This is a genomic window from Sphingopyxis sp. MC1 (genome assembly GCF_000371385.1).
In the GTDB taxonomy this organism is placed as follows: domain Bacteria; phylum Pseudomonadota; class Alphaproteobacteria; order Sphingomonadales; family Sphingomonadaceae; genus Sphingopyxis; species Sphingopyxis terrae.
On the sequence record NZ_AOUN01000006.1, the window covers coordinates 290,374 to 310,096 of the forward strand.

The window sequence follows — 19,723 nt, forward strand, 5'->3', positions numbered from 1 at the left end:
ATGAATCGACCGTCGAGCCGAACCTTGGCGACCTGACGAACTATTTCTTTCGATAACGCGTGTAGAAATATAAAGGAGAAGATAAGTATGCTCAGAACAGACATTTTTTACTCTATCTTGCCTTCTCGTCATCCATTATAGTGAAGCGTCCCGACCTGGCCATGCAAAGAAGAAAAATGAAAATCCTCTTCCTCACATCCTCGATGGAAACCGGGGGAGCAGAACGCGTCGCCGCGCTGCTCGCGAGCGCTTGGGCAGATCAGGGCCATGACGTCACGCTGATGCCGACCTTTTCCGGACGAGGCGATTGCGATTTTCCGCTGTCAGATTCCGTCGAACTCCGGTTTCTCGCCGATATCGCCTCGCCAAACGCCGGAAAACTAGGGCGTCTCCGGACTCTTCGTGCATTCATACGATCTGCCCAACCCGATGTCATCATTTCATTTCTCCCGCACGTCAATGCCGCCGCGGTCGCGGCGGCTACGGGGCTGGGCATTCCGGTCGTCGCCTGCGAGCGGACCTATCCGCCGCTTCTCCAGCCGCCCCTGCCACTCCTCTATCGCGTCGCCCGTCGGCTGACCTATCCCTTTGCCGCGGCGCTGGTCAGCCAGACCGAAACTGCGGCCGTCTGGCTGCGCGCGCGCGCCGGCCGCGCGCCGGTCGCGACGATACCCAATCCGGTGGTGAATCCGCTGCCGTCCAATCCACCTCGGGTTAACCCTGGCGACCTGTTCGATCCCGGCCGGAAGCTCGTCTTGTGGGCCGGGCGCTTCGAGGAATCTAAGCGCGCCGACGTCCTGATCGACGCGTTCGCCCTTATCGCCGACGGTGCGGTCGGATGGGATGTCATATTGCTCGGCGACGGGCCAGCGCGTGAAGCGGCGGTCGAACGGGTGAGACAGCACGGGCTGGAAGACCGAATCCGCCTGCCCGGCTTCGCGGGCAACCTTGCCGAATGGTATGCGCGCGCCGACGCGTTCGTCATGACCTCGTCTTACGAGGGCTTCCCCAACGCGCTGCTCGAAGCTTTGGCCCAAGGCCTGCCTTCCATAGCCTTTGACGTACTGACCGGCCCCGCCGAACTCGCCAACAACGGTCGGCGCCTGATCCTCCTGCCCGACCGCGACCATGTCGACGCGCTCGCGGATGCTCTTTCGGCGTTACTCACCGACGAAGCGAGGCGCGCAGAACTTGGGCAAGCGGCGCTCGAAACCGCTACCGACTATTCGAAGGATCGCGTCCTCGCGATGTGGGACGACCTGTTTGCGAAGGTCGTGCGCTCAGGCGGTGCGGCGGAACCGGAACTCTGAACAGCCGGTTCCGAACAGTCCCAGCTTGGGGTGAAGCTCCAGCACTAGCTCGGGCTCAAAACCCCGCGTGCGCATGAAATCAATGATCTCCTGTTCGGTCGCCGATTCATACGGATAGCCGCCGAGCCAGTCGTCGACGTCATTGTAGAAGTTCATCCCGCGCTGGTTCGTGTATTCGGCGATGAACTTCGACGGGCTGTTTCCGGTGAGTAGCAAGCGCAGCTTGTACCCGGCGATATATGGCACACGGATGAGCGAACGGACGAACGAGCCGCCGTTGGTAAAGACCTTCTTCTCGACCTTCCACGCCCAGCAGAGCGGCGTCTTGCGATAGATGGCGAGGACAATCTGGCCGCCCGCCGCGACGTGCGTAGCCGCCTTGTCGATCGCATCCCACATCGCGCCGGTGTGATGCAGCACACCCCACGAATAGACGATGTCGAACGTGCCAAGATCGCGGGCTTGGGGATCGAGGATCGACACGAGCCGCGCCTCAACATTCTTTCCGGGCCAGTTCGCCGCCACGACCTTGCGGGTCGTTTCGATCGAGTTGGCGTCGATGTCGACCGCCATCACCGATTTTGCGCCAAGGCGCAGCGCCGCAAGGCTGTGGAGCCCCGACCCGCTGCCGATGTCGAGGAAGGTCCGGCCCTCGATATCTTCCTCCGGGATCAGCTTGAGGACACCCGCTTCGGCGTGCCGGATCGCCTCGTCGTCGATCTTCTCCGAATAATCCTTCCAGTTCGCACCGAATTCAAAGTGCGTCGAAACATCGGTCAGACTTGCAGACATTCTGAAAAAACTCCTTGGCCCGCGCATTTGCAGGCAGATGATTCAGATCGGTTCAAAGCGGGCGCCTGCGGGCGCGAAAAGCGAAAACGCGACTCAGCGCGTGACGCGCGGGTCCGAAATTCGTTGCGACGAGGATCGCGCAATAGACTGCTATCCCTGTGAAAATCTGTACTGCGAGCCGTACCAATGCCACAGTCCAGCCGGTGGCGCCATATGACCATCGATCGATGCCGTGGAGGAATGCGGCCATCGCCGTTACCGCCACCGCGATCTTGCCGAGATCGGCAAGCGGCAGCGAGACCGTTCCCGGCAGCCGTGTCGAAACGAGCGCCGCGATGGTGCAGCCGGCCGCCGCCGCGATCAGGCTGGCCCACGCCGCGCCCGCGCCACCATAGATGGGGATCAGCACGAAGCACCCGACAACGAGCAGACCGATCATCACCCCGGCGTTGACAATCGGCAGCGCTGTGCGCTTGGCGATCTGGTATCTGAGGTCGACGACGAAGGACTTCATGTTGATCAATAGCGCGGTCGCCGCGAACAGGCCGAGCGATACCGCTGCGTCGGCGCGAATCGCCGTGCCGGTGATCATCCACGCCAGATCGTCGGCGACGAAATGCAGGCCGACCGCGCTGGGCAACAGCAAGCCGACGAACAACAGGATATATTGCGAATAAAGCTGACGCTCCTCCTCATCCTCTTGCGCCGAATGAAGCTCTAGCAGCCGCGGATAAAAGGCCTGGCTGAGCGAGGAGGCCATCATTCCGATCGAGAAGATCGCAAGATCAGCGCCCGCGGCATAGCCCGCCACGGCGTCGACGCCCTGCTTGGCGCCCAGAATATAGCGATCGAGACTGGTTCCGAGCTGAACCAGCAGGATCGAAAAGGACAATGGCAGGCCATAGCGCGCGAGATGCCCCAGGATCGCGCGGTCGACATGGCGCACACGCACGCCTTCGGCCCACGTCAGAAAGCGCGGAATCAGTAGCGGCAACCAATAGGCGAGTCCGAGCGCGAACATGAAATGATCGAAGCGCCGCGACACGAAAAAGGCCGCCAGCGGCAGTGCGAGCGTCAGCAGCAGCTTGGCGAGCTGGAGCTGGACGAACAGCGCGGGACGGCGCTGCAAAGTCAGCTGCACATTACTGTATTCGTACACCGAATAGCCGGTCAGCAGCATCAGCATGCCGATCGTCATCTCGGCTGTAATCGGCCGTCCCGAGAGCAGGATGACGGCAAGCGCGGACAGCGCGGACAGTACGGCCGACAGCAACAGCGCGAACAGTCCGCTGCTCTGTAACCGGACGCGGTCGGGAACCTCGGCGTACATGCGGAACAGCGACTGGATCACCCAGGTGCAGAACAGGGCGTTGAACAGCGCCGAGGTCGTGATCGTCAGCGTATAGACGCCATAGTCGGCCGGCGAGAGAAGCCGCGAAAAAATAGCAATCGACGCGATGGTGAGAAGGGCGGCGAGCGCCCGACCGACCATGTAGATGCCGCTTGCCCGGATCATGAAATGCCCTTCCCTTCCCGCCGCCGGGAAGATTGCGCCACACCGCCTCTTACAGCCGCAGGTCCGCGTCTTCGAGAGGGAGCACGCCCTTCACGTCGACGAGGATCGCTTCATTCTTGCCGAAGGCGCGGAGCGCCGCCGCGCCGCTTTCGATGAATTCGCGGTGCGACACGGCGAGGACGACCGCGTCGTAGCCGGCACCCGGCTTTGCGAGCACGTCGAGGCCATATTCATGCCGCGCTTCATCGGCATCGACCCACGGGTCGTAAACGTCGACCTCGGCCCCATATTCGGCGAGGTCGCTGATCACGTCGACAACCCGCGTGTTGCGGATGTCAGGGCAATTTTCCTTGAATGCAAGGCCGAGGAGCAGGATGCGTGCACCCTGCACCGGCAGCCCGCGCTTGATCATCATCCGCACCGTCTGGCTGGCGATATAGCCCCCCATCCCGTCGTTGACACGCCGTCCGGCCAGAATGACCTCGGGGTGATAGCCGACCGCCTGCGCCTTGTGCGTCAGATAATAGGGATCGACCCCGATGCAGTGTCCGCCGACGAGGCCCGGCGTGAACTTCAGGAAATTCCATTTCGTCCCGGCGGCCTCGAGCACGCTGTGCGTGTCGATGCCGAGCTTGCCGAAGATGATCGACAGTTCGTTCATCAGTGCGATGTTGAGGTCGCGCTGGGTGTTCTCGATCACCTTCGCGGCTTCGGCGACGCGGATGCTCTCGGCCTTGAAGGTGCCCGCCGTAATGATCTCTGAATAGAGACGGTCGACCCACTCGGCGACCTCTGCTGTCGAACCGCTGGTGACCTTGCGGATGGTCGGCAGGCGATGCTCCTTGTCGCCGGGATTGATCCGCTCGGGGCTGTAGCCGCAGAAGAAATCCTCGTTGAACTTCAGCCCGCTCACGCGCTCGAGGATCGGCACGCAATCCTCTTCGGTGCAGCCCGGATAGACGGTGCTCTCATAGATGACGATGTCCCCGCGCTTCAGTGCTCTGCCCACCGTTTCCGACGCCTTGACGAGCGGGGTCAGGTCGGGGCGCTTGTGCGCGTCGATCGGGGTGGGGACGGTGACGATGAAGACGCGCGCCGCCGACAGATCGGCGGCGTCGGACGAAAAGCCGAGGCGCGCTGCGGCGACCAGTTCTTCGGCCGTCGTCTCCAGCGTATCGTCGCGGCCTTCGCGAAGCGCCGCGATGCGCTCCCGGTTGATGTCGAAACCGGTGACGTCGCGCACACGGCCGAATTCGACGGCAAGCGGCAGGCCGACATAGCCGAGGCCGATAATGGCAATCGGCGCCGAGGCAAAATCAGGCAGTGGGGAGATGGCGGTCATTTCTGGAAATAATCCCTGTACCAGGCGACGAACTGCGCGACGCCGTCGCGGAAATCGGTCTGCGGACGATAGCCGGTCAGCTTTTCGAGCAGGCTGGCGTCGGCCCAGGTTGCGGGCACATCGCCCATCTGCATCGGCATCAGATTACGCTCGGCCTTGCGGCCCAGCGATTCCTCGATCGCGGTAACGAAGTCGAGCAGGCGGACCTTGTCGTTGTTGCCGATGTTGACGATGCGGAACGGCGCGACCGGCGACAGGCTGTCGCCTTCGTCGATATCGGCGGCCGATGCCGGGCGCTGCGGCACGGCATCGATCAGCAGGCGGATACCGCGGACCAGATCCTCGACATAGGTAAAGTCGCGGTACATGTCGCCGCCATTGTAGAGGTCGATCGGACGGCCATCGAGGATTGCATCGACGAACTTGTAGAGCGCCATGTCGGGGCGGCCCCACGGTCCATAGACGGTGAAGAAACGGAACATCGTCGTCGGCACATTCCAAAGGTGCGCATGCGCGTGCCCCATCGATTCCGTTGCCTTCTTGGTCGCGGCATAGATGGTGAGCGGGGTATCGGCCTTTTCGGTTTCCTGAAACGGCATGTCCTCGTTGGCGCCATAGACGGACGAGGTCGACGCCATCAGCAGGTGACCGACATTGTTTCGGCGCGCCGCCTCCATGACGTTGAAGGTGCCGATGACATTGGCCTGCAGATAGGCATGCGGATTTTCGAGCGAATAGCGCACGCCGGCCTGCGCCGCGAGATGGACGATCGCGTCGGGCTGGAAGGCATCGATGACCTCGTCGATCCGCTTGCGATCCTCGAGCATCGCCTCGGTCGCCTGGAATGCCTGGTTCTGAAGCAGGATCTGGTGCCGACGACGCTTTAGATTGACGTCATAATAGTCGGTCATGCCGTCGAAACCGGCGACCTCAAACCCTTCGGCGAGCAACAGTTTCGCCAAGTGGAATCCGATGAAGCCGGCGGTGCCGGTCACGAATATCTTGCGACGCACGCGAATCTCCAATTACGAACAATCTATGGGGTGGATTACGAAACCGGGGCGGCGACCTTAGGGGCCGCTCCGGCGGCGCGCTGAAGGCTGAGGCGCCGAATCGCGATATCGACACCGGCATCGCCGGCCGTCGTGTCGAGTTCGATGGTCGCCCAGTACCAGTTGCAGTTCGAGGCCGGCACCTCGATCCGCGCACTGCCCGTCCCCTCTACCAGCGTCGCAGGCGCGATCTGGGTCCCGCCCTTGCCTCGCTCGGCGCAGCTCAGGCGCAGTTTGACGGCTGCGTCCTTGCGGTCGGCAAGGCCCGACATGTTCCACTGGACGCGGTATCCGCCGGGCTGGGTGAGATGAACGATTTGGCGCGCGGCGATCCCCGAGGCGTCTGGCAGGCTCGACAGCAGCAAGGCGCCTTCCTTGGCCTCGATATTGGCGCCGATATCGCCCGTCTGCAGCAGCTCCCAGTCGATCGGGGCATAGCGCGGCTGGCGGTCGAAGCCCGGGTTGGTCAACAGTTCGCCCGCCGGCGGTTGCGGCAGTCCGAGGGCATGTGCGAGGTTGAACGCCGACGCAGGATAGCCCCGCGCAGCCAGTTCGACGATAAGCCGGAGATCGCTCTCGTTTGCCTTGTCGAGCTTCCACGGCGCGCCCGCGATACGCTGCCGCACTTTGGCCGCCTGCTGGATCGCCGCGGGATTGGCTAGCACTGCCAGCCAGTAATCCTCCGCCCATTTCGGATTGCGGCCCAGAATCGGTGGCAGAGCCTGAAGGGCGCCGGGGCTGACAGTCGCCGCCGCCATCCGCCCGACATAGAGATCGCGCACTTCGAAGCTGACCGTCATGGCCTGCCCGAGCAGCGTCACCGCCCGTTCGGGATTGTCCTTGGCCATCGCGTCGTCGATCAGCATCGCGTTGATCAGATTGTCGCGGCGAGTCAGCCGGCTTGCGAGCGTGAGCAATTGCCGCGACTGCACGGCCTTGCCCTGCCCCTGCAGCGACTGGATCAGCACCGGCAAGGCCGAAACTGCCAGCGGGTCACTGGCGAACGCCTCACGCGCCAACCGGACCTCGAGCGCGGAGGGAACCGACTTCGGCTTCCTGGCCAGCCGCACACCCTGAAGCTGACGGCTGAGCGAAGCCTTGGCGGCACCGACCGGCGGCATGCCCAAGGCCACCGAACGGGCCGGCGCACGGCGCTGATTGGCGATGACGAAGCTCTGCGCCGCCGCGACGATGGCGGCCACGAGGCCGACGCCGAGCAATAGAGCCTTTTTTCCTGTGCTTTTCATGACCCGCTACCGAAAGCCTCAGCTGTCGCCATTGCCCTGTTGCTTGTCCGCGCCATAGCCATAGCCGTAACCATACCCATAGCCGTACCCGTAGCCGTAGATTTCGTTGCGACGACCGACCTTGGTGACGAGAGCGCCATAAATTTGCGCGCCGGTCTGGCGAAGGCGATTGAGCGCCGATTTGATCGCTCGCGAACTGTTGCTCGACGCGTCGATCGTGAACATGACGCCTTCGACAGCCCGTGCGAGGAGCGGTCCGTCGGCAAGACCAAGCACCGGCGGCGCGTCAAGAATGACATGGTCATATTCCTCCAGGAGCAGGTCGATCAGCTGGCCGAGGCGCGACGAGCTGAACAGCTCCGCCGCATTGGGCGGCATCGGGCCAGCGAGCATATAGTCGAAGCCGAATTCGCCCGATTTTGCTATCAGGCTCGAAACATTTTCGACGCCGGTCAGATAGTTGCTTAGACCGATCTTGTTCTCGATGCCGAGCATTTCGTTGAGCGACGGGCTGCGGATATCGGCGTCGATGAGGATAACCTTCTTGTTCGTCTGACAGAACACGCTCGCAAGGCTAAGCGCCGAACTGCTCTTCCCCTCCGCGGGCCGCGTCGAGGTGAGTAGGAAGCTCCGCGGCGCGCCATGAGGGGTAAGAAAGGTTAGGTTGGTCTGAGCCGCTAGATACGCCTCGTAGACCGAAGACTTCTTGTCGAGAAGCAACTCTTCGAAATCGTCAGCGTCAACCTTCGGGATCGATCCGAGCAGCGGCAGACCGAAGCGATCGGTGACCTCGCTCGGATCACGGATCGACTGGTCGAGCTGCTCAAGCAAGAATACGATGGCCGCAGCAAGCGCAAGACCAGCGATAAGCGCCACCGCCAAGTTCAAAAGCAGATTGGGGCTCGACGGTTTTCGCGTCGGCGTCGCTGTGTCAACGACGGCAATATTGTTGGTGCCCACACCAGCCGCGCCAATTTCCTTGTAGCGCTGAAGCAGACCATCATAAAGCTGGCGGTTCGTGTCAACTTCCCGCTGAAGGATTGCATATTCAATCGAACGACGCTGCTGGTCTCGATATTTGCCGGTAATTTTGTCTAGCTCGGTGGTCAGGTCGCGCTCGCGCTTGACAGCCGCCGCATAGGTCTCACGGTTGATCCCCTGGGCACGGCGCGTCTCAATCTCGATGCTGCGGTTGAGCGTAGCAAGTTGTTCCTTCTTTGAAACGAGCTCGGGATAATCGTCACCAAAGATGGCGCTGAGGCGCGCGACATCCGCCGATAGTTCTGCTCGACGTTGTCGTAGTCCGCTGACAGCGTTATTACTCCAGCTGTCGGCGGCTGCGGTCGAACTATTTAACTGGCTTTCCGCAGCAATCCGCGCGTCGCGGGCTGCGCCGAGCGCCTCACTCACCTGTTCAACATCGGCCGAGGCAAGCGTCCGCTCGGACACGGTGCGACCGCTGATAGGATCGACCTTACCCTCGATAGTAATGATGCCGTTCGTGGTGGCGTAAGTGATCAGTTCGCGTTCGGAATCCTCAAGGTTGCGGCGCAGCGCGATTATGCGCTGTTCAAGAAATTTCCGCGCATCGCTCGTCGCTGCGAAACGGCGATCTAAGTTGGCTGCGACGAATTGCTGAACCCAAAGGTTCGTAAGCTTCGTTGAAAGCGCCGGGGAAGGTGTCGAGAAGCTGACATCGACTAGGCTTGACTGACGGACGGGTGCAATAGTGACGGCTTCAAGCAGAATCTTTTCCGCCCGTTCGGCCATGTGTGCACGCTGCGCGCTATTGGGTACGCCGTCGCCCTCCTGCCCTTCACTCAGGTCGTAGACGGCAAGGAACTCCTTGTCGTTGAGGAGATTCCCCGCCCGCACGGTGCGCTGCGCAAGCGAGCGCGACGCAAGAAGGCTGTATTGAGTGTTGAAGAATGCGATTTCGTTGGTCAACGTCTTTTCGCGCGCACCTTCGACATCCGTTTCAACAGGAGCCTGCGGCGAAATCTCAATGCGCGATGTGCTCGTATACAGCGGAGTCATTAGGAATGTGGCAATCAACCCGGCCGAAAGGCAGGCGAGGACCGCCCCCGCCACCCACGCCTTGTGATTCAACAATGCGATGAACGCGCGCTCGAGCATGTGCATGTCGAGCATTCCGCCACGATAGGCCGGAATATCATCGACGAGTGCTTCCCCAATCGCGGCTTTGGCCATCGATCCCCGGCCATTTACGCTATCCATATTCAGCTTCATCCGTTCAGAAATTGCGGGTGCTCCGAGATCGCCTCAGAGATTGCTAATCACGACGAGCGGCGTACTGAGCAAAGTCGCCGCCTTGATGACGTCCTCGAACAGGCGGCGCTGCGGAGAATCGCCCACTACCACCACATCGTTCGGAAAAATCTCGGGATCGGAATAGTTACCACGGCGGATCGCCTTCAGATTATAGATCCCTACATATTGCTTGCCCTGGACCTTGCGGAAGACAAGCACATCATCGAGCTTTGCAAACTCAGTTATCCCGCCCGCAAGCGAGATCGCGCGCATGAGGGTCTGCTTGCCAACGAGGGGGTATTGGCCGGGCTTGGTCACTTCGCCGTCGATGGTCACCGCCTGCGACATTAACAAGGCCGGGTTGCTCGACGCTTTTAGATTAACAGTGACCTGTGGATTGCGGACGTAGCGTCCAGCGAGCCGGCTTTCAATTTCGGTGGCGAGCTCGGCCGTCGTCTTGCCTGCGCCGTCAATTATCCCCGCGAAAGGATAGGAAAAGCGGCCGTTGCCGTCAGTCAGCACTTCGCGCGTGAGATCGGGAACCCCATACACTTCGACTGTGAGCTCGCTAAAAGGACCGACGAATGTCTGGCGCGACGCCTGCTGGACATCGACACCGGTCGGCTCTGGCAGAGCTTCAAGCACGGTGACGCCGCTGGTCGGGACATTCGCCACGGGAGCCCTCCCGCCGCAGGCTGCAAGGCCAAGGCAGACAAAAACAACAAGGGAACGCAGGCCGGTCATATTAGAAAGTTCCAAGCAAGAATATTGGGGGGGGACTGAGCGGCCATAGGAAGAAAATCGAGGTTGCGAAAGCTTCTTTAGCCCTGCCGAGCCTGACCTCCGCTCATGGGATGAAGGCGAGCGAGAATGACAAGCAAAAACGTCCCGACCATTGCAAGCGATTGAGTTCGCAAGGGATAATCCACGATGGAATTCAGTGCGATCAGTGAGAAGGCGCCGGCAAGAACGAGCGGCTCGATAAATTCAACCCCGAGCGGTCGCGAGCGTTGCCGCAGTGCACCGACCAGACCTGAAACGATCCATAACACTCCGGCCAGACAAATTAGTACCGCCGGCAATCCGCCCTCAATTGGCAACTGCAGCCAGTCGTTGTGAGCCTGATTGAAATAATCTTGCCGCAGAAGCGCGTCGGGTTCAACTATCTGGTACACGCTCGCGAACGACCCGAAACCGGAACCGAGCAGCCACTGCCCCTTCGCGAGCGAAGCAACGGTCCCGAGCGCGGCGATTCGGATCTCTTCCGCCCCGTCCCCATCCACGAGGCGCCCGACCGTATTGTCACGCCCAGAGAAGTAAAAGACCGCACCCAGCCCCGCGATAAGCAGGAAAGGAAACAGGATCAGAAGAATGCGTCGCGAGGGCCTCGCTGTTTGCGCAGCAGCCGACGTGCGGCGATGCGCGCGATCCCGCGCCTGATTTAGCGGTTTGGGCTCGAAACGATAGCTCCACCTAACGAGCAGATACGAGAAAAGCAGGCTTGCAGACCCGAAAACCAAACCGAAGCGCGACCCGATGATCAGAATCAGCAACAGGAAAAAGACCACGCTGCCGGCCAGCATGGGCAGGATCAGTGGCCGCTTCGTGCGGCTCGCGATCTCGTTTGCGGCGAGCCAGCCGGCCGAGAGGATCGACAGCGACAGCAGCAGCGCATTGTGGTTGCGGTTGGCGAACAGGCCAACGAGCGAGCCCTCGTTGGTAATGCGAAAGAGATAAAACAGGCTTCGGGGCCCTGCGACGAACTGTAACAGGCAGAAAAGCGCCGACGCCACGCCGAAGGACCAAATCGCCCACCACAAGCGTATCCGCTCGTCGTTGGGAACCGCAGCAGCAACGAGCAGACCCGCCGCAGGAACGATGAGCGCAAGCAAGCTATTAACCGTCTGGGTCGGGGTCAGACTGATCGGTCGCCACCGTTCTGCCGTGCCGAGCAGCTCATCGATCGCAAAGATGCGATCGCGGAGCGGAAGCACGCTCCAGATGTTCGGAGACAGCGGAATCAACTGGACGAGCATCCACATCGCCAGCAGGCCGAGTAGGATCAGCGGAACACGAATTCCCCGCCATGCCTGGGCCGGCACGAACGCAAGCATAGCGAAAAAAGTCATCGTGGCGAGCCCGCGCAGCAGGGGCAGCGAGGCAATATCGCTGCGCGACCCCCCCCCGGTCAGCGCAACGGCAAAGACGAAAAGGGCGAGAATGACAACACTCGCTGCTGGAGACAATTGGTTTCGCAGCAAATTGCCCGATACGGGTTTCATCGACTTGGTCGGCCTCATTAAATTCCTATCCCAATATTCGTAGCGCAACCGAGAGAGCGATCCAACCGGTTCAGAGTCTATCGCTTCATCATAAAGCAGGCAAAAGACTATTCGCGTTCAATATCCGCGGTGTCGAGAAACCAGCGTTCGCTTCCCTCCAGTCCAAGCGCTGTCAAGCGGCCCGTTAGATATGCGCCGGTGTCGATGCCGATGCGTCCACGCGCCTCATCGACGCCATCCGAAATCGTGTGGCCGTAAACTATGGTTGCGCCATGATCATGCTCGCCATCGATAAACTCGTCACGAATCCAACGCAGATCCGACAATTGCTGCCGATCGAGCGGGACGCCAGGCCGGACGCCGGCATGGACGAACACATAATCTCCGATCTGAACCATATCTTCGCCGCGCCCCAGAAAATCGATGTGCGATTGGGGAACCAGATGCGGCAGGCGCTCGGCAACCTCTTCAAAGTCCGCTGCGGCATAGGCGGCATCGTCGCACCAATAGCTTCTTATGGTCGCATCGCCGCCAATCCGGATAAAATAGCGCACGCGCCGCAGGTCGCCCGAAAGCGCGGACAGAAAACATTCCTCATGATTTCCAATGAGAAGAGTCACCTTGTCGAACGGAGCCCCGAGGCGGATCGCGCGCTCGATGACAGATGCAGAATCGGGTCCGCGATCGACCAGGTCGCCGAGCAGGATTAGTGTCGTTTTCGCCTGGCCTCGGCCGGCGTTGTCGGCCTCGATCTTCGCCAACAATTGCTCGAACAGATCGTCACGACCATGAATGTCACCGATCGCATAAACACGCTCGCCAGCGGGAACGCGCGGCTCCGCCGCACGCGAACCGCGCTCTTCGCCTCGCCGGCGCTTCAGAAAACCAAGTAAGGACATATGGGGCTTAACGAGTAGAACTCTGAAATTACAGACAAATGCGTCACCTGCCGCCCCCTCGATGGCATGTGTTACGGCCCACGGGAGGCGTATCCGATCGTTTCGAACCAGAATTCCGCGAACGGCCGGGCGAATAGTGGCAAGTTAAGCCAGCGGCAAGAGCTTTGCGCTAAGGCGGGCGAAGGAATCGCCGAGAAAGCCTTTGCCTTATGAGTCCGGAATTGCGTTCATCACAGCATTCAGCGGCGCGAAAAATCGTTGTCGTATTCGGCACACGACCCGAAGCCATCAAGATGTTTCCCGTGATTCACGCCCTTCAGCGCACCGAGGGCGTCGACGTTCGCGTCTGCGTGACCGCCCAGCACCGCGAGATGCTCGACCAGGTTCTTGAAATCGCCCGAATCATTCCCGACGTCGATCTCAACGTCATGACCCCGAACCAGTCGCTCGATGCCCTTCTCGCGAGACTGGTCACCGGTCTTGGCGAGACTTTCGACTCAGAAAGGCCGGACCGCATTCTCGTCCATGGCGATACACTGACAACAATGGCAGCGACGCTCGCCGCCTATTTCCGCAAGATATCTGTCGGCCATGTCGAGGCGGGGCTGCGCAGCGGAGATATTTATCATCCCTGGCCCGAGGAGGTAAATCGCAAGGTCACAGGCTCGGTCGCCGACCTGCATTTCGCCCCGACCGAGACCGCCGCCGCTGCGCTGCGTTCGGAGAATGTGCCAGACGAGCGGATTCACATCACCGGCAACACCGTCATCGATGCCCTGCTCGCAACGAACGCGCGCATCAACGAAGACCCGTCGCTCGCAGCTGGCCTCGATCCGCTGGTAAAACGATATGCGAGGAAGCGGATCATCGCCGTCACCTCGCATCGGCGCGAGAATTTCGGCGAGGGGATGCGCGCGATCGCCGAGGCGATCGCAGCCATCGCCGCGCGCCCCGACGTCGCGGTGATCTTTCCCGTCCACCCGAACCCGCAGGTCCGCAGCGCGATGGAGCCGCTGCTCGCCGCGCTTTCCAACGTCGCGCTGATCGACCCGCTCGATTATCCGCATTTCGTGCGCCTGCTCGCCGAAGCCGATCTCGTGCTGACCGACAGCGGCGGCGTGCAAGAGGAAGCGCCTTCTCTCGGCAAACCAGTGCTCGTCATGCGCGAGACGACCGAGCGACCCGAAGGCATTACGGCAGGCACGGCAAAGCTCGTCGGCACCGACAAGGACCGTATCGTTACCGAAATTTTCAGCCTTTTGGACGATAGCGAAGCCTATTCGGCGATGGCCCGCGCGCACAATCCGTTCGGCGACGGCCTCGCTGCCCAGCGAATTGCGGAGATTGTCGCGCGTGCCCATTGATACCGACCAGCAAGTTACCGTCCTCGGCCTCGGCTATATCGGGCTGCCGACCGCGGCGCTGATCGCGCGATCGGGCTGCCAGGTCACCGGCGTCGATGTCAGCGAAAAGGTCGTTGAAACGGTCAACAGCGGCAAGGTGCATATCGAGGAAGTCGATCTCGATGGTCTCGTCCAGGGCGTCGTTGCACGCGGTGCACTCATCGCTTCGACCGAAGTCGCTCCCGGCGACAGCTTCGTGATCGCCGTGCCGACGCCGCACGACGCCGATCATCGCCCCGACATCAGCTATGTGCTGGCAGCAGCTCGCGCGATCGCGCCCAAACTGCAAGCCGGCAATCTTGTCATCCTCGAATCGACATCGCCCGTCGGCACGACCGAAAAGGTCGCCGCGCTGATCGCCGAACTGCGCCCCGACCTGAAGGTGCCAGGCGCGTGCGCCGGTGCCGCCGACATCTTCATCGCCTATTGTCCAGAACGTGTCCTGCCCGGCCGCATACTGGTTGAGCTGGTCGATAATGACCGCTGTATTGGCGGTATCACGCCGCGCTGCGCGCGCCGTGCGATGACCTTCTACCGCCAGTTCGTGCGCGGTGCCTGCATCACGACATCGGCGCGCGCCGCCGAAATGGTCAAGCTCGTCGAAAACAGCTACCGCGACGTCAACATCGCCTTCGCCAATGAATTGTCGATGATGGCCGAGGAAATGGGCGTCGATGTCTGGGAGGTGATCCGCCTCGCCAACCGCCACCCGCGCGTCAACATCCTTCAGCCCGGCCCCGGCGTCGGCGGCCATTGCATTGCCGTCGATCCCTGGTTCCTCGTTCATGGGGCGCCCGATCACAGCCGACTCATCCGTACCGCACGCGAAGTCAATCTCGCGAAGACCGCGCATGTCATCGGTGCCGCCGAAATGCTGGTGTCGCAGCATCCGCAGGCGCGCGTCGCCTGCCTCGGCCTCGCCTTCAAACCGAACATCGATGATTTTCGCGAAAGTCCCGCGGTCGAGGTGGCGGCAGCCCTCGCTCGCCGCTTCGGCAAGCAGGTCGACATCGTCGAGCCCTATGCGCGCGGCCTGCCGGCCGAATTCGCCGGTACCGGATCCGAACTCATCGACCTCGATACCGCACTCGCGAAGTGCGACCTGCTGATCGTGCTCGTCGATCACGACCTGTTCAAATCGATCCCGCTCGAAGAACGGTCGGACAAGATTGTCTATGACACGCGCGGTCTCTGGCTCGACCAGCCCGGCGGGTGCACCCCCAACCGGCTCAATCGCGCCGCTTGATGCGCGCGGTCGCTTGACGTCCTCGCGCACGCGACACATGACATCGTCATGTTGACCCACCTTCCCCCGCATATCGTCGAAAAGCCGTGGGGACGGACCGACATTCCCGCGGCATTCGGTGACTTCGGCGAACGGCGCATCGGCGAGATATGGTTCGCGCATCCCGACGGCGATGCCGCGCCGCTGATGATCAAATTCCTGTTCACCTCCGAGCGGCTGTCGATTCAGGTTCACCCCGACGACGTCCGCGCACGCGCCGCCGGACATGCGCGCGGCAAGGACGAATGCTGGCTGATCCTGGGCGCTGAACCGGACGCCGAACTTGGCCTCGGCCTGAAAGCCCCCACCGATGTGGCCGCGCTTCGCGCCGCGGCGCAGGATGGATCGATCGTCGACATGATCGATTGGCGGCCGGCACACGCGGGCGAATTCTTCTATAATGCGGCGGGCACGATCCACGCGATCGGCGGCGGGCTGACCTTGGTGGAGGTGCAGCAGAATGCCGACTGCACCTACCGCCTCTTCGATTATGGCCGGCCGCGCGAACTGCACCTCGATGACGGGCTTGCGGTTGTCGATGCTGCGCTGTCCCACGGCGCGCCGCATTGCGCGATCGACCCGGCGGTGAACAAGCGCCTTGTCGATGGGCCCCACTTCCATCTGCTGCATCTGGCGGCGCCTTTCGATCGCGACTTTGTCGGACCGACCGGGCAAAGTCTGACGCTCGTTCCGCTAGCCGACGGCTGCAGCATCGGCGACGAACCCTTGCCGTTCGGGGCAGTCGGCCTGCTCGAAGACTTATCTTCGCTTGAAATGGCGCCGGGCACCCGAGCGCTGCTCTGCTGGGCCGCCTGATCGCCCCCTCCCCTTGCGGCTCGGCGCCGCTTTACCCATATCGCGCCGCATGACCCAATCGACCGCGCACCGTGACGCGCCCTGGCACGGAACCACCATCCTCTCCGCCCGCAATGCAGACAAGGTCGTCGTAATCGGCGACGGTCAGGTGTCGATGGGGCAGACGGTGATGAAGCCCAACGCCCGTAAGGTCCGCCGCCTCCACGACGGCAGCGTGATCGGGGGTTTCGCGGGTGCGACCGCCGACGCCTTCACCCTGTTCGAACGGCTCGAGACCAAGCTCGAACGCCACAATGGTCAGTTGCTGCGCGCCGCGGTCGAACTCGCCAAGGACTGGCGCACCGACAAATATCTGCGCAATCTCGAAGCGATGATGATCGTCGCTGACAAGGAAGTGACGCTCGTCATCACCGGCAACGGCGACGTCCTCGAACCGCTCGGCGGTATCGCCGCGATCGGCTCGGGCGGCAATTTCGCGCTGTCGGCGGCGCGCGCACTCGCCGATTATGAAAAGGATCCCGAGGTGCTGGCGAAAAAGGCGATGCAGGTCGCCGCCGATATCTGCGTCTACACCAACGACCAGACCACGCTCGAAACCATCGAAATTCAGGCATAATATCATGAACAAGGATTTGACTCCGAAGGCGATCGTCGCCGCGCTCGACACGCACATCATCGGCCAGAAGGATGCCAAGCGCGCGGTCGCCGTCGCGCTGCGCAATCGCTGGCGCCGCCAGCAGCTCGCCCCCGATCTGCGCGATGAGGTCAGCCCCAAGAATATCCTGATGATCGGCCCGACGGGGTGCGGCAAGACCGAGATTTCGCGCCGCCTGGCCAAGCTCGCCGATGCTCCCTTCATCAAGGTCGAGGCGACCAAGTTCACCGAAGTCGGTTATGTCGGCCGCGACGTCGAGCAGATCGCGCGCGATCTGGTCGAGGAAGCGGTGCGGCTCGAGAAAGATCGCCGCCGCGGCGCGGTGCGCGCGGCCGCCGAGGAAGCCGCGATGGAGCGCCTCCTCGACGCGCTGACCGGCAAGGGCGCCAGCGAAGCCACGCGCCAGAGCTTCCGCCAGCGTATCCGCGAAGGCCATCTCGACGACAGCGAAGTCGAGATCGAGGTCTCCGACGCCCCCGGCATGCCGTTCGACCTGCCCGGCCAGCCCGGCCAGATGAGCATGATCAATCTCTCCGACATGCTCGGCAAGGCGATGGGCGGCCTGCCCAAGAAGCGCCGCAAGATGAAGGTCATCGACGCCGCGACACGGCTGATCGAGGAAGAGCAGGACAAGCGGCTCGATCAGGACGATGTCGCGCGCGTCGCGCTCGCCGATGCCGAAGCCAATGGGATCGTGTTCCTCGACGAGATCGACAAGATCGCGGTCAGCGACGTGCGCGGTGGCTCGATCAGCCGCGAGGGCGTCCAGCGCGACCTGTTGCCGCTCATCGAAGGGACGACCGTCGCGACCAAATATGGCCCGATGAAGACCGATCATATCCTCTTTATCGCCAGCGGTGCGTTCCATGTCGCCAAGCCCAGCGACCTTCTCCCCGAATTGCAGGGCCGTCTGCCGATCCGCGTCGAATTAGGCGCGCTGAGCGAGGAGGATTTCGTTCGCATCCTCAGCGAAACCAAGGCGGGCCTGCCCGAGCAATATGCCGCGCTGCTCGGGACCGAAGGGGTCACGCTCAGCTTCACCGCCGATGCGATCGCACGCGTCGCCCGGCTCGCGGCAGAGGTGAACGAAAAGGTCGAGAATATCGGGGCCCGCCGGCTCCAGACGATCATGGAGCGGCTTGTCGAGGAAGTGAGCTTCACTGCCGAGGATATGCCCGGCACGACGCTCGAAATCGACGCCGCCTATGTCGACAAGCAACTCGCCGATGTCGTGGGGGACACAGATCTCAGCAAATATGTGCTCTGACAGCTAGCGCCCCATCGCCGGATGGCGGCAGGAGCCGCCCCCCTCCCCCCCCCCGATTGCGCACAAAAAATGCGGGCGGCTTGAAGCCGCCCGCTTTTTTTCGTCACTTATGTCGCGACCTGTCAGCTGATCTTCTTCGCCGCGGCCGAACCGAGGACGAGGAACAGAACAACCAAGGCCAAGCCGACGAAGAAGAGGATTTTGGCGATCCCGGCTGCCGCGCCGGCAACGCCGGAAAAGCCGAGAACGGCCGCGAGCAATGCGATCACGGCGAAGATCAACGCCCATTTGAACATGCTGAAATCCTTTCGACACCTAATCATCCGGATTCGCGCGCTTTGTTTCGCGGGAACGATGATCTGAACGGATGAGCGGCGGCGAATGTTCCCTGCCCCGTCCTCGCGTCCGCACGTCGGCTTTTCCGCCAATCCGGAATCCGCTTCCTTTCGGCCTGTTGTTTGCGGAACTTCATTTGACTTTCGCGCGTCCACAATGCGAGAACGAGGCGACACGGTCGAAACGGGTTGCAAGCGACCGGCACGGAGACAGTAATGGCAGATGAGGACGTCGCCCCGCAGCAGGGCGAGTTGGCGATCACGCGCACCGGCGACCGGCTTCGCCTAGCGCGCGAGGCGGCGGGGCTTTCGCTCGCCGACATCGCGACGCGTACGCGTGTGACCCAGCGGCATCTTCAAGCCATAGAAAACTCGGAATTTTCGGAACTTCCGGGCCGGACTTATGTCACCGGCTTCGCCCGCGCCTATGCCCGCGCGCTCGATCTGCCCGAGGCCGAAATCGCCGCCGAGCTTCGCCGCGAACTCGACGAGGATGAATATGGCGCGCGACCGCTTTACGAAGCTTATGAGCCGACCGACCCCGCCCGCCTGCCGACCGCACGGCTGACCTGGACGCTTGTCATCGTCGCGCTCTTGCTGGTGTCGGCCTATGGTGTGTGGCGTTTCCTGTCGGTCGAACCCGACGAGGCGCTGATCGCGGCGCAGAATGCCGACGCCGATGCATCGGAAGCTCCCGCTGCCGCAACGCCCGCGGCAGGCACCCCCAAGGCGGCGGCCCCGAATGCTGCCATTCCGGCCAATGCCCCGGTCGTGCTCACCGGCCTTTCCGAAGTGTGGATCGGTTTCGACGATGCGACCGGCAAGACCGAGAATTGGCGGACGCTCGACGCCGGCGAGACCTATGAGGTTCCCGCAGCCTATATCGAGCAGTTCACGCTGCGCACGAGCCGCCCGCAGGCGCTCAAGATCACCGTCGGCGGCCGCGACGTCGGCGCGACCGGCCCCGCCGATACGCTCGTCAAGGGAATCTCGCTCAAACCCGCCGACCTCGTGGCGCGCGCCGAAGGAAGCGGCAGTACCGCGACGGTTCCGCTGCCCAAGGCCAAAGGCGCGCCCGCGCGCCCCTGATTCCTCTCCGTTCCCGACGGATCGACTCCGTTCCCGACGGATCGACGCGGCCGCGCGCCGAAATGGGTTTGCGTATCCGCCGTTTGCGGCGTTATGAGAGCATAGAGACGAGATAGTTAACTGGTGGGGGCCGCACGGCAGATGAGGAAGTTACAAGGGTCT

17 protein-coding genes are annotated in these 19,723 nt (G+C 62.1%); 7 read left to right on the forward strand and 10 right to left on the reverse strand.

From position 1 onward, the window contains the following. The first annotated feature begins 140 nt into the window (after nt 1-140). Nucleotides 141-1,310 carry a glycosyltransferase family 4 protein gene (locus tag EBMC1_RS10475; protein WP_081611184.1) on the forward strand — a complete coding sequence of 390 codons (1,170 nt, stop codon included), beginning with the start codon at nt 141-143 and terminating at the stop codon, nt 1,308-1,310. On the opposite strand, the gene EBMC1_RS10480 is transcribed toward EBMC1_RS10475, so the two are convergent. The 9 genes from EBMC1_RS10480 to EBMC1_RS10520 form a co-directional block, all read right to left on the reverse strand. Then, complete coding sequence (locus EBMC1_RS10480) at nt 1,281-2,102, reverse strand: class I SAM-dependent methyltransferase (RefSeq protein WP_003044770.1); 822 nt, start codon at nt 2,100-2,102, stop codon at nt 1,281-1,283. The genes EBMC1_RS10475 and EBMC1_RS10480 overlap by 30 nt on opposite strands. A 52-nt stretch (nt 2,103-2,154) precedes the next feature. Next, on the reverse strand, nt 2,155-3,618 hold the full coding sequence (locus EBMC1_RS10485; RefSeq protein ID WP_003044772.1) for a lipopolysaccharide biosynthesis protein: 1,464 nt from the start codon (nt 3,616-3,618) through the stop codon (nt 2,155-2,157). Between the two features lie 49 nt (nt 3,619-3,667). After that, nucleotides 3,668-4,960, reverse strand: coding sequence for a Vi polysaccharide biosynthesis UDP-N-acetylglucosamine C-6 dehydrogenase TviB (gene tviB, locus EBMC1_RS10490; RefSeq protein WP_003044774.1), 1,293 nt, complete (start codon nt 4,958-4,960; stop codon nt 3,668-3,670). Then, nucleotides 4,957-5,973: an NAD-dependent epimerase/dehydratase family protein gene (locus EBMC1_RS10495; RefSeq protein ID WP_040590132.1), complete on the reverse strand. Its 1,017-nt coding sequence runs from the start codon at nt 5,971-5,973 to the stop codon at nt 4,957-4,959. Before EBMC1_RS10495 ends, tviB begins: the two co-directional genes overlap by 4 nt. A gap of 35 nt (nt 5,974-6,008) precedes the next feature. Then, nucleotides 6,009-7,259, reverse strand: a complete 1,251-nt coding sequence (locus EBMC1_RS10500) for a hypothetical protein (protein ID WP_156001135.1) — start codon at nt 7,257-7,259, stop codon at nt 6,009-6,011. Nucleotides 7,260-7,277: 18 nt separating this feature from the next. Continuing rightward, nucleotides 7,278-9,509, reverse strand: a complete 2,232-nt coding sequence (locus tag EBMC1_RS10505; protein WP_051066400.1) for a GumC family protein — start codon at nt 9,507-9,509, stop codon at nt 7,278-7,280. 33 nt (nt 9,510-9,542) lie between these two features. Further along, nucleotides 9,543-10,274, reverse strand: a complete 732-nt coding sequence (locus EBMC1_RS10510; RefSeq protein WP_156001137.1) for a polysaccharide biosynthesis/export family protein — start codon at nt 10,272-10,274, stop codon at nt 9,543-9,545. Nucleotides 10,275-10,351: 77 nt separating this feature from the next. Further along, on the reverse strand, nt 10,352-11,812 hold the full coding sequence (locus EBMC1_RS10515) for an O-antigen ligase family protein (RefSeq protein WP_003044788.1): 1,461 nt from the start codon (nt 11,810-11,812) through the stop codon (nt 10,352-10,354). A gap of 107 nt (nt 11,813-11,919) precedes the next feature. After that, on the reverse strand, nt 11,920-12,711 hold the full coding sequence (locus EBMC1_RS10520) for a metallophosphoesterase family protein (RefSeq protein WP_081611186.1): 792 nt from the start codon (nt 12,709-12,711) through the stop codon (nt 11,920-11,922). Nucleotides 12,712-13,004: 293 nt separating this feature from the next. Here EBMC1_RS10520 and wecB point away from each other — a divergent pair, with 293 nt between their 5' ends. The 5 genes from wecB to hslU are packed head-to-tail and all read left to right on the forward strand — an operon-like array spanning nt 13,005 to nt 18,137. Next, nucleotides 13,005-14,075 carry a non-hydrolyzing UDP-N-acetylglucosamine 2-epimerase gene (wecB, locus tag EBMC1_RS10525; RefSeq protein WP_003044794.1) on the forward strand — a complete coding sequence of 357 codons (1,071 nt, stop codon included), beginning with the start codon at nt 13,005-13,007 and terminating at the stop codon, nt 14,073-14,075. Beyond that, nucleotides 14,065-15,360, forward strand: coding sequence for a UDP-N-acetyl-D-mannosamine dehydrogenase (wecC, locus tag EBMC1_RS10530; protein ID WP_040590136.1), 1,296 nt, complete (start codon nt 14,065-14,067; stop codon nt 15,358-15,360). Before wecB ends, wecC begins: the two co-directional genes overlap by 11 nt. Nucleotides 15,361-15,408: 48 nt before the next feature. Next, on the forward strand, nt 15,409-16,215 hold the full coding sequence (locus EBMC1_RS10535) for a class I mannose-6-phosphate isomerase (RefSeq protein WP_003044800.1): 807 nt from the start codon (nt 15,409-15,411) through the stop codon (nt 16,213-16,215). A 49-nt stretch (nt 16,216-16,264) separates the two neighbouring features. After that, nucleotides 16,265-16,831, forward strand: coding sequence for an ATP-dependent protease subunit HslV (gene hslV, locus EBMC1_RS10540; protein WP_003044808.1), 567 nt, complete (start codon nt 16,265-16,267; stop codon nt 16,829-16,831). 4 nt (nt 16,832-16,835) lie between these two features. Then, nucleotides 16,836-18,137: an ATP-dependent protease ATPase subunit HslU gene (gene hslU, locus EBMC1_RS10545; protein WP_003044812.1), complete on the forward strand. Its 1,302-nt coding sequence runs from the start codon at nt 16,836-16,838 to the stop codon at nt 18,135-18,137. Nucleotides 18,138-18,259: 122 nt separating this feature from the next. Here hslU and EBMC1_RS18980 read toward each other — a convergent pair whose 3' ends face one another. After that, a complete protein-coding gene (locus tag EBMC1_RS18980; protein WP_442852383.1) occupies nt 18,260-18,628 on the reverse strand; it encodes a DUF1328 domain-containing protein in 369 nt (122 codons plus the stop codon). A gap of 60 nt (nt 18,629-18,688) precedes the next feature. Here EBMC1_RS18980 and EBMC1_RS10555 point away from each other — a divergent pair, with 60 nt between their 5' ends. Continuing rightward, a complete protein-coding gene (locus EBMC1_RS10555; RefSeq protein WP_003044817.1) occupies nt 18,689-19,561 on the forward strand; it encodes a helix-turn-helix domain-containing protein in 873 nt (290 codons plus the stop codon). Nucleotides 19,562-19,723: the final 162 nt, after the last annotated feature.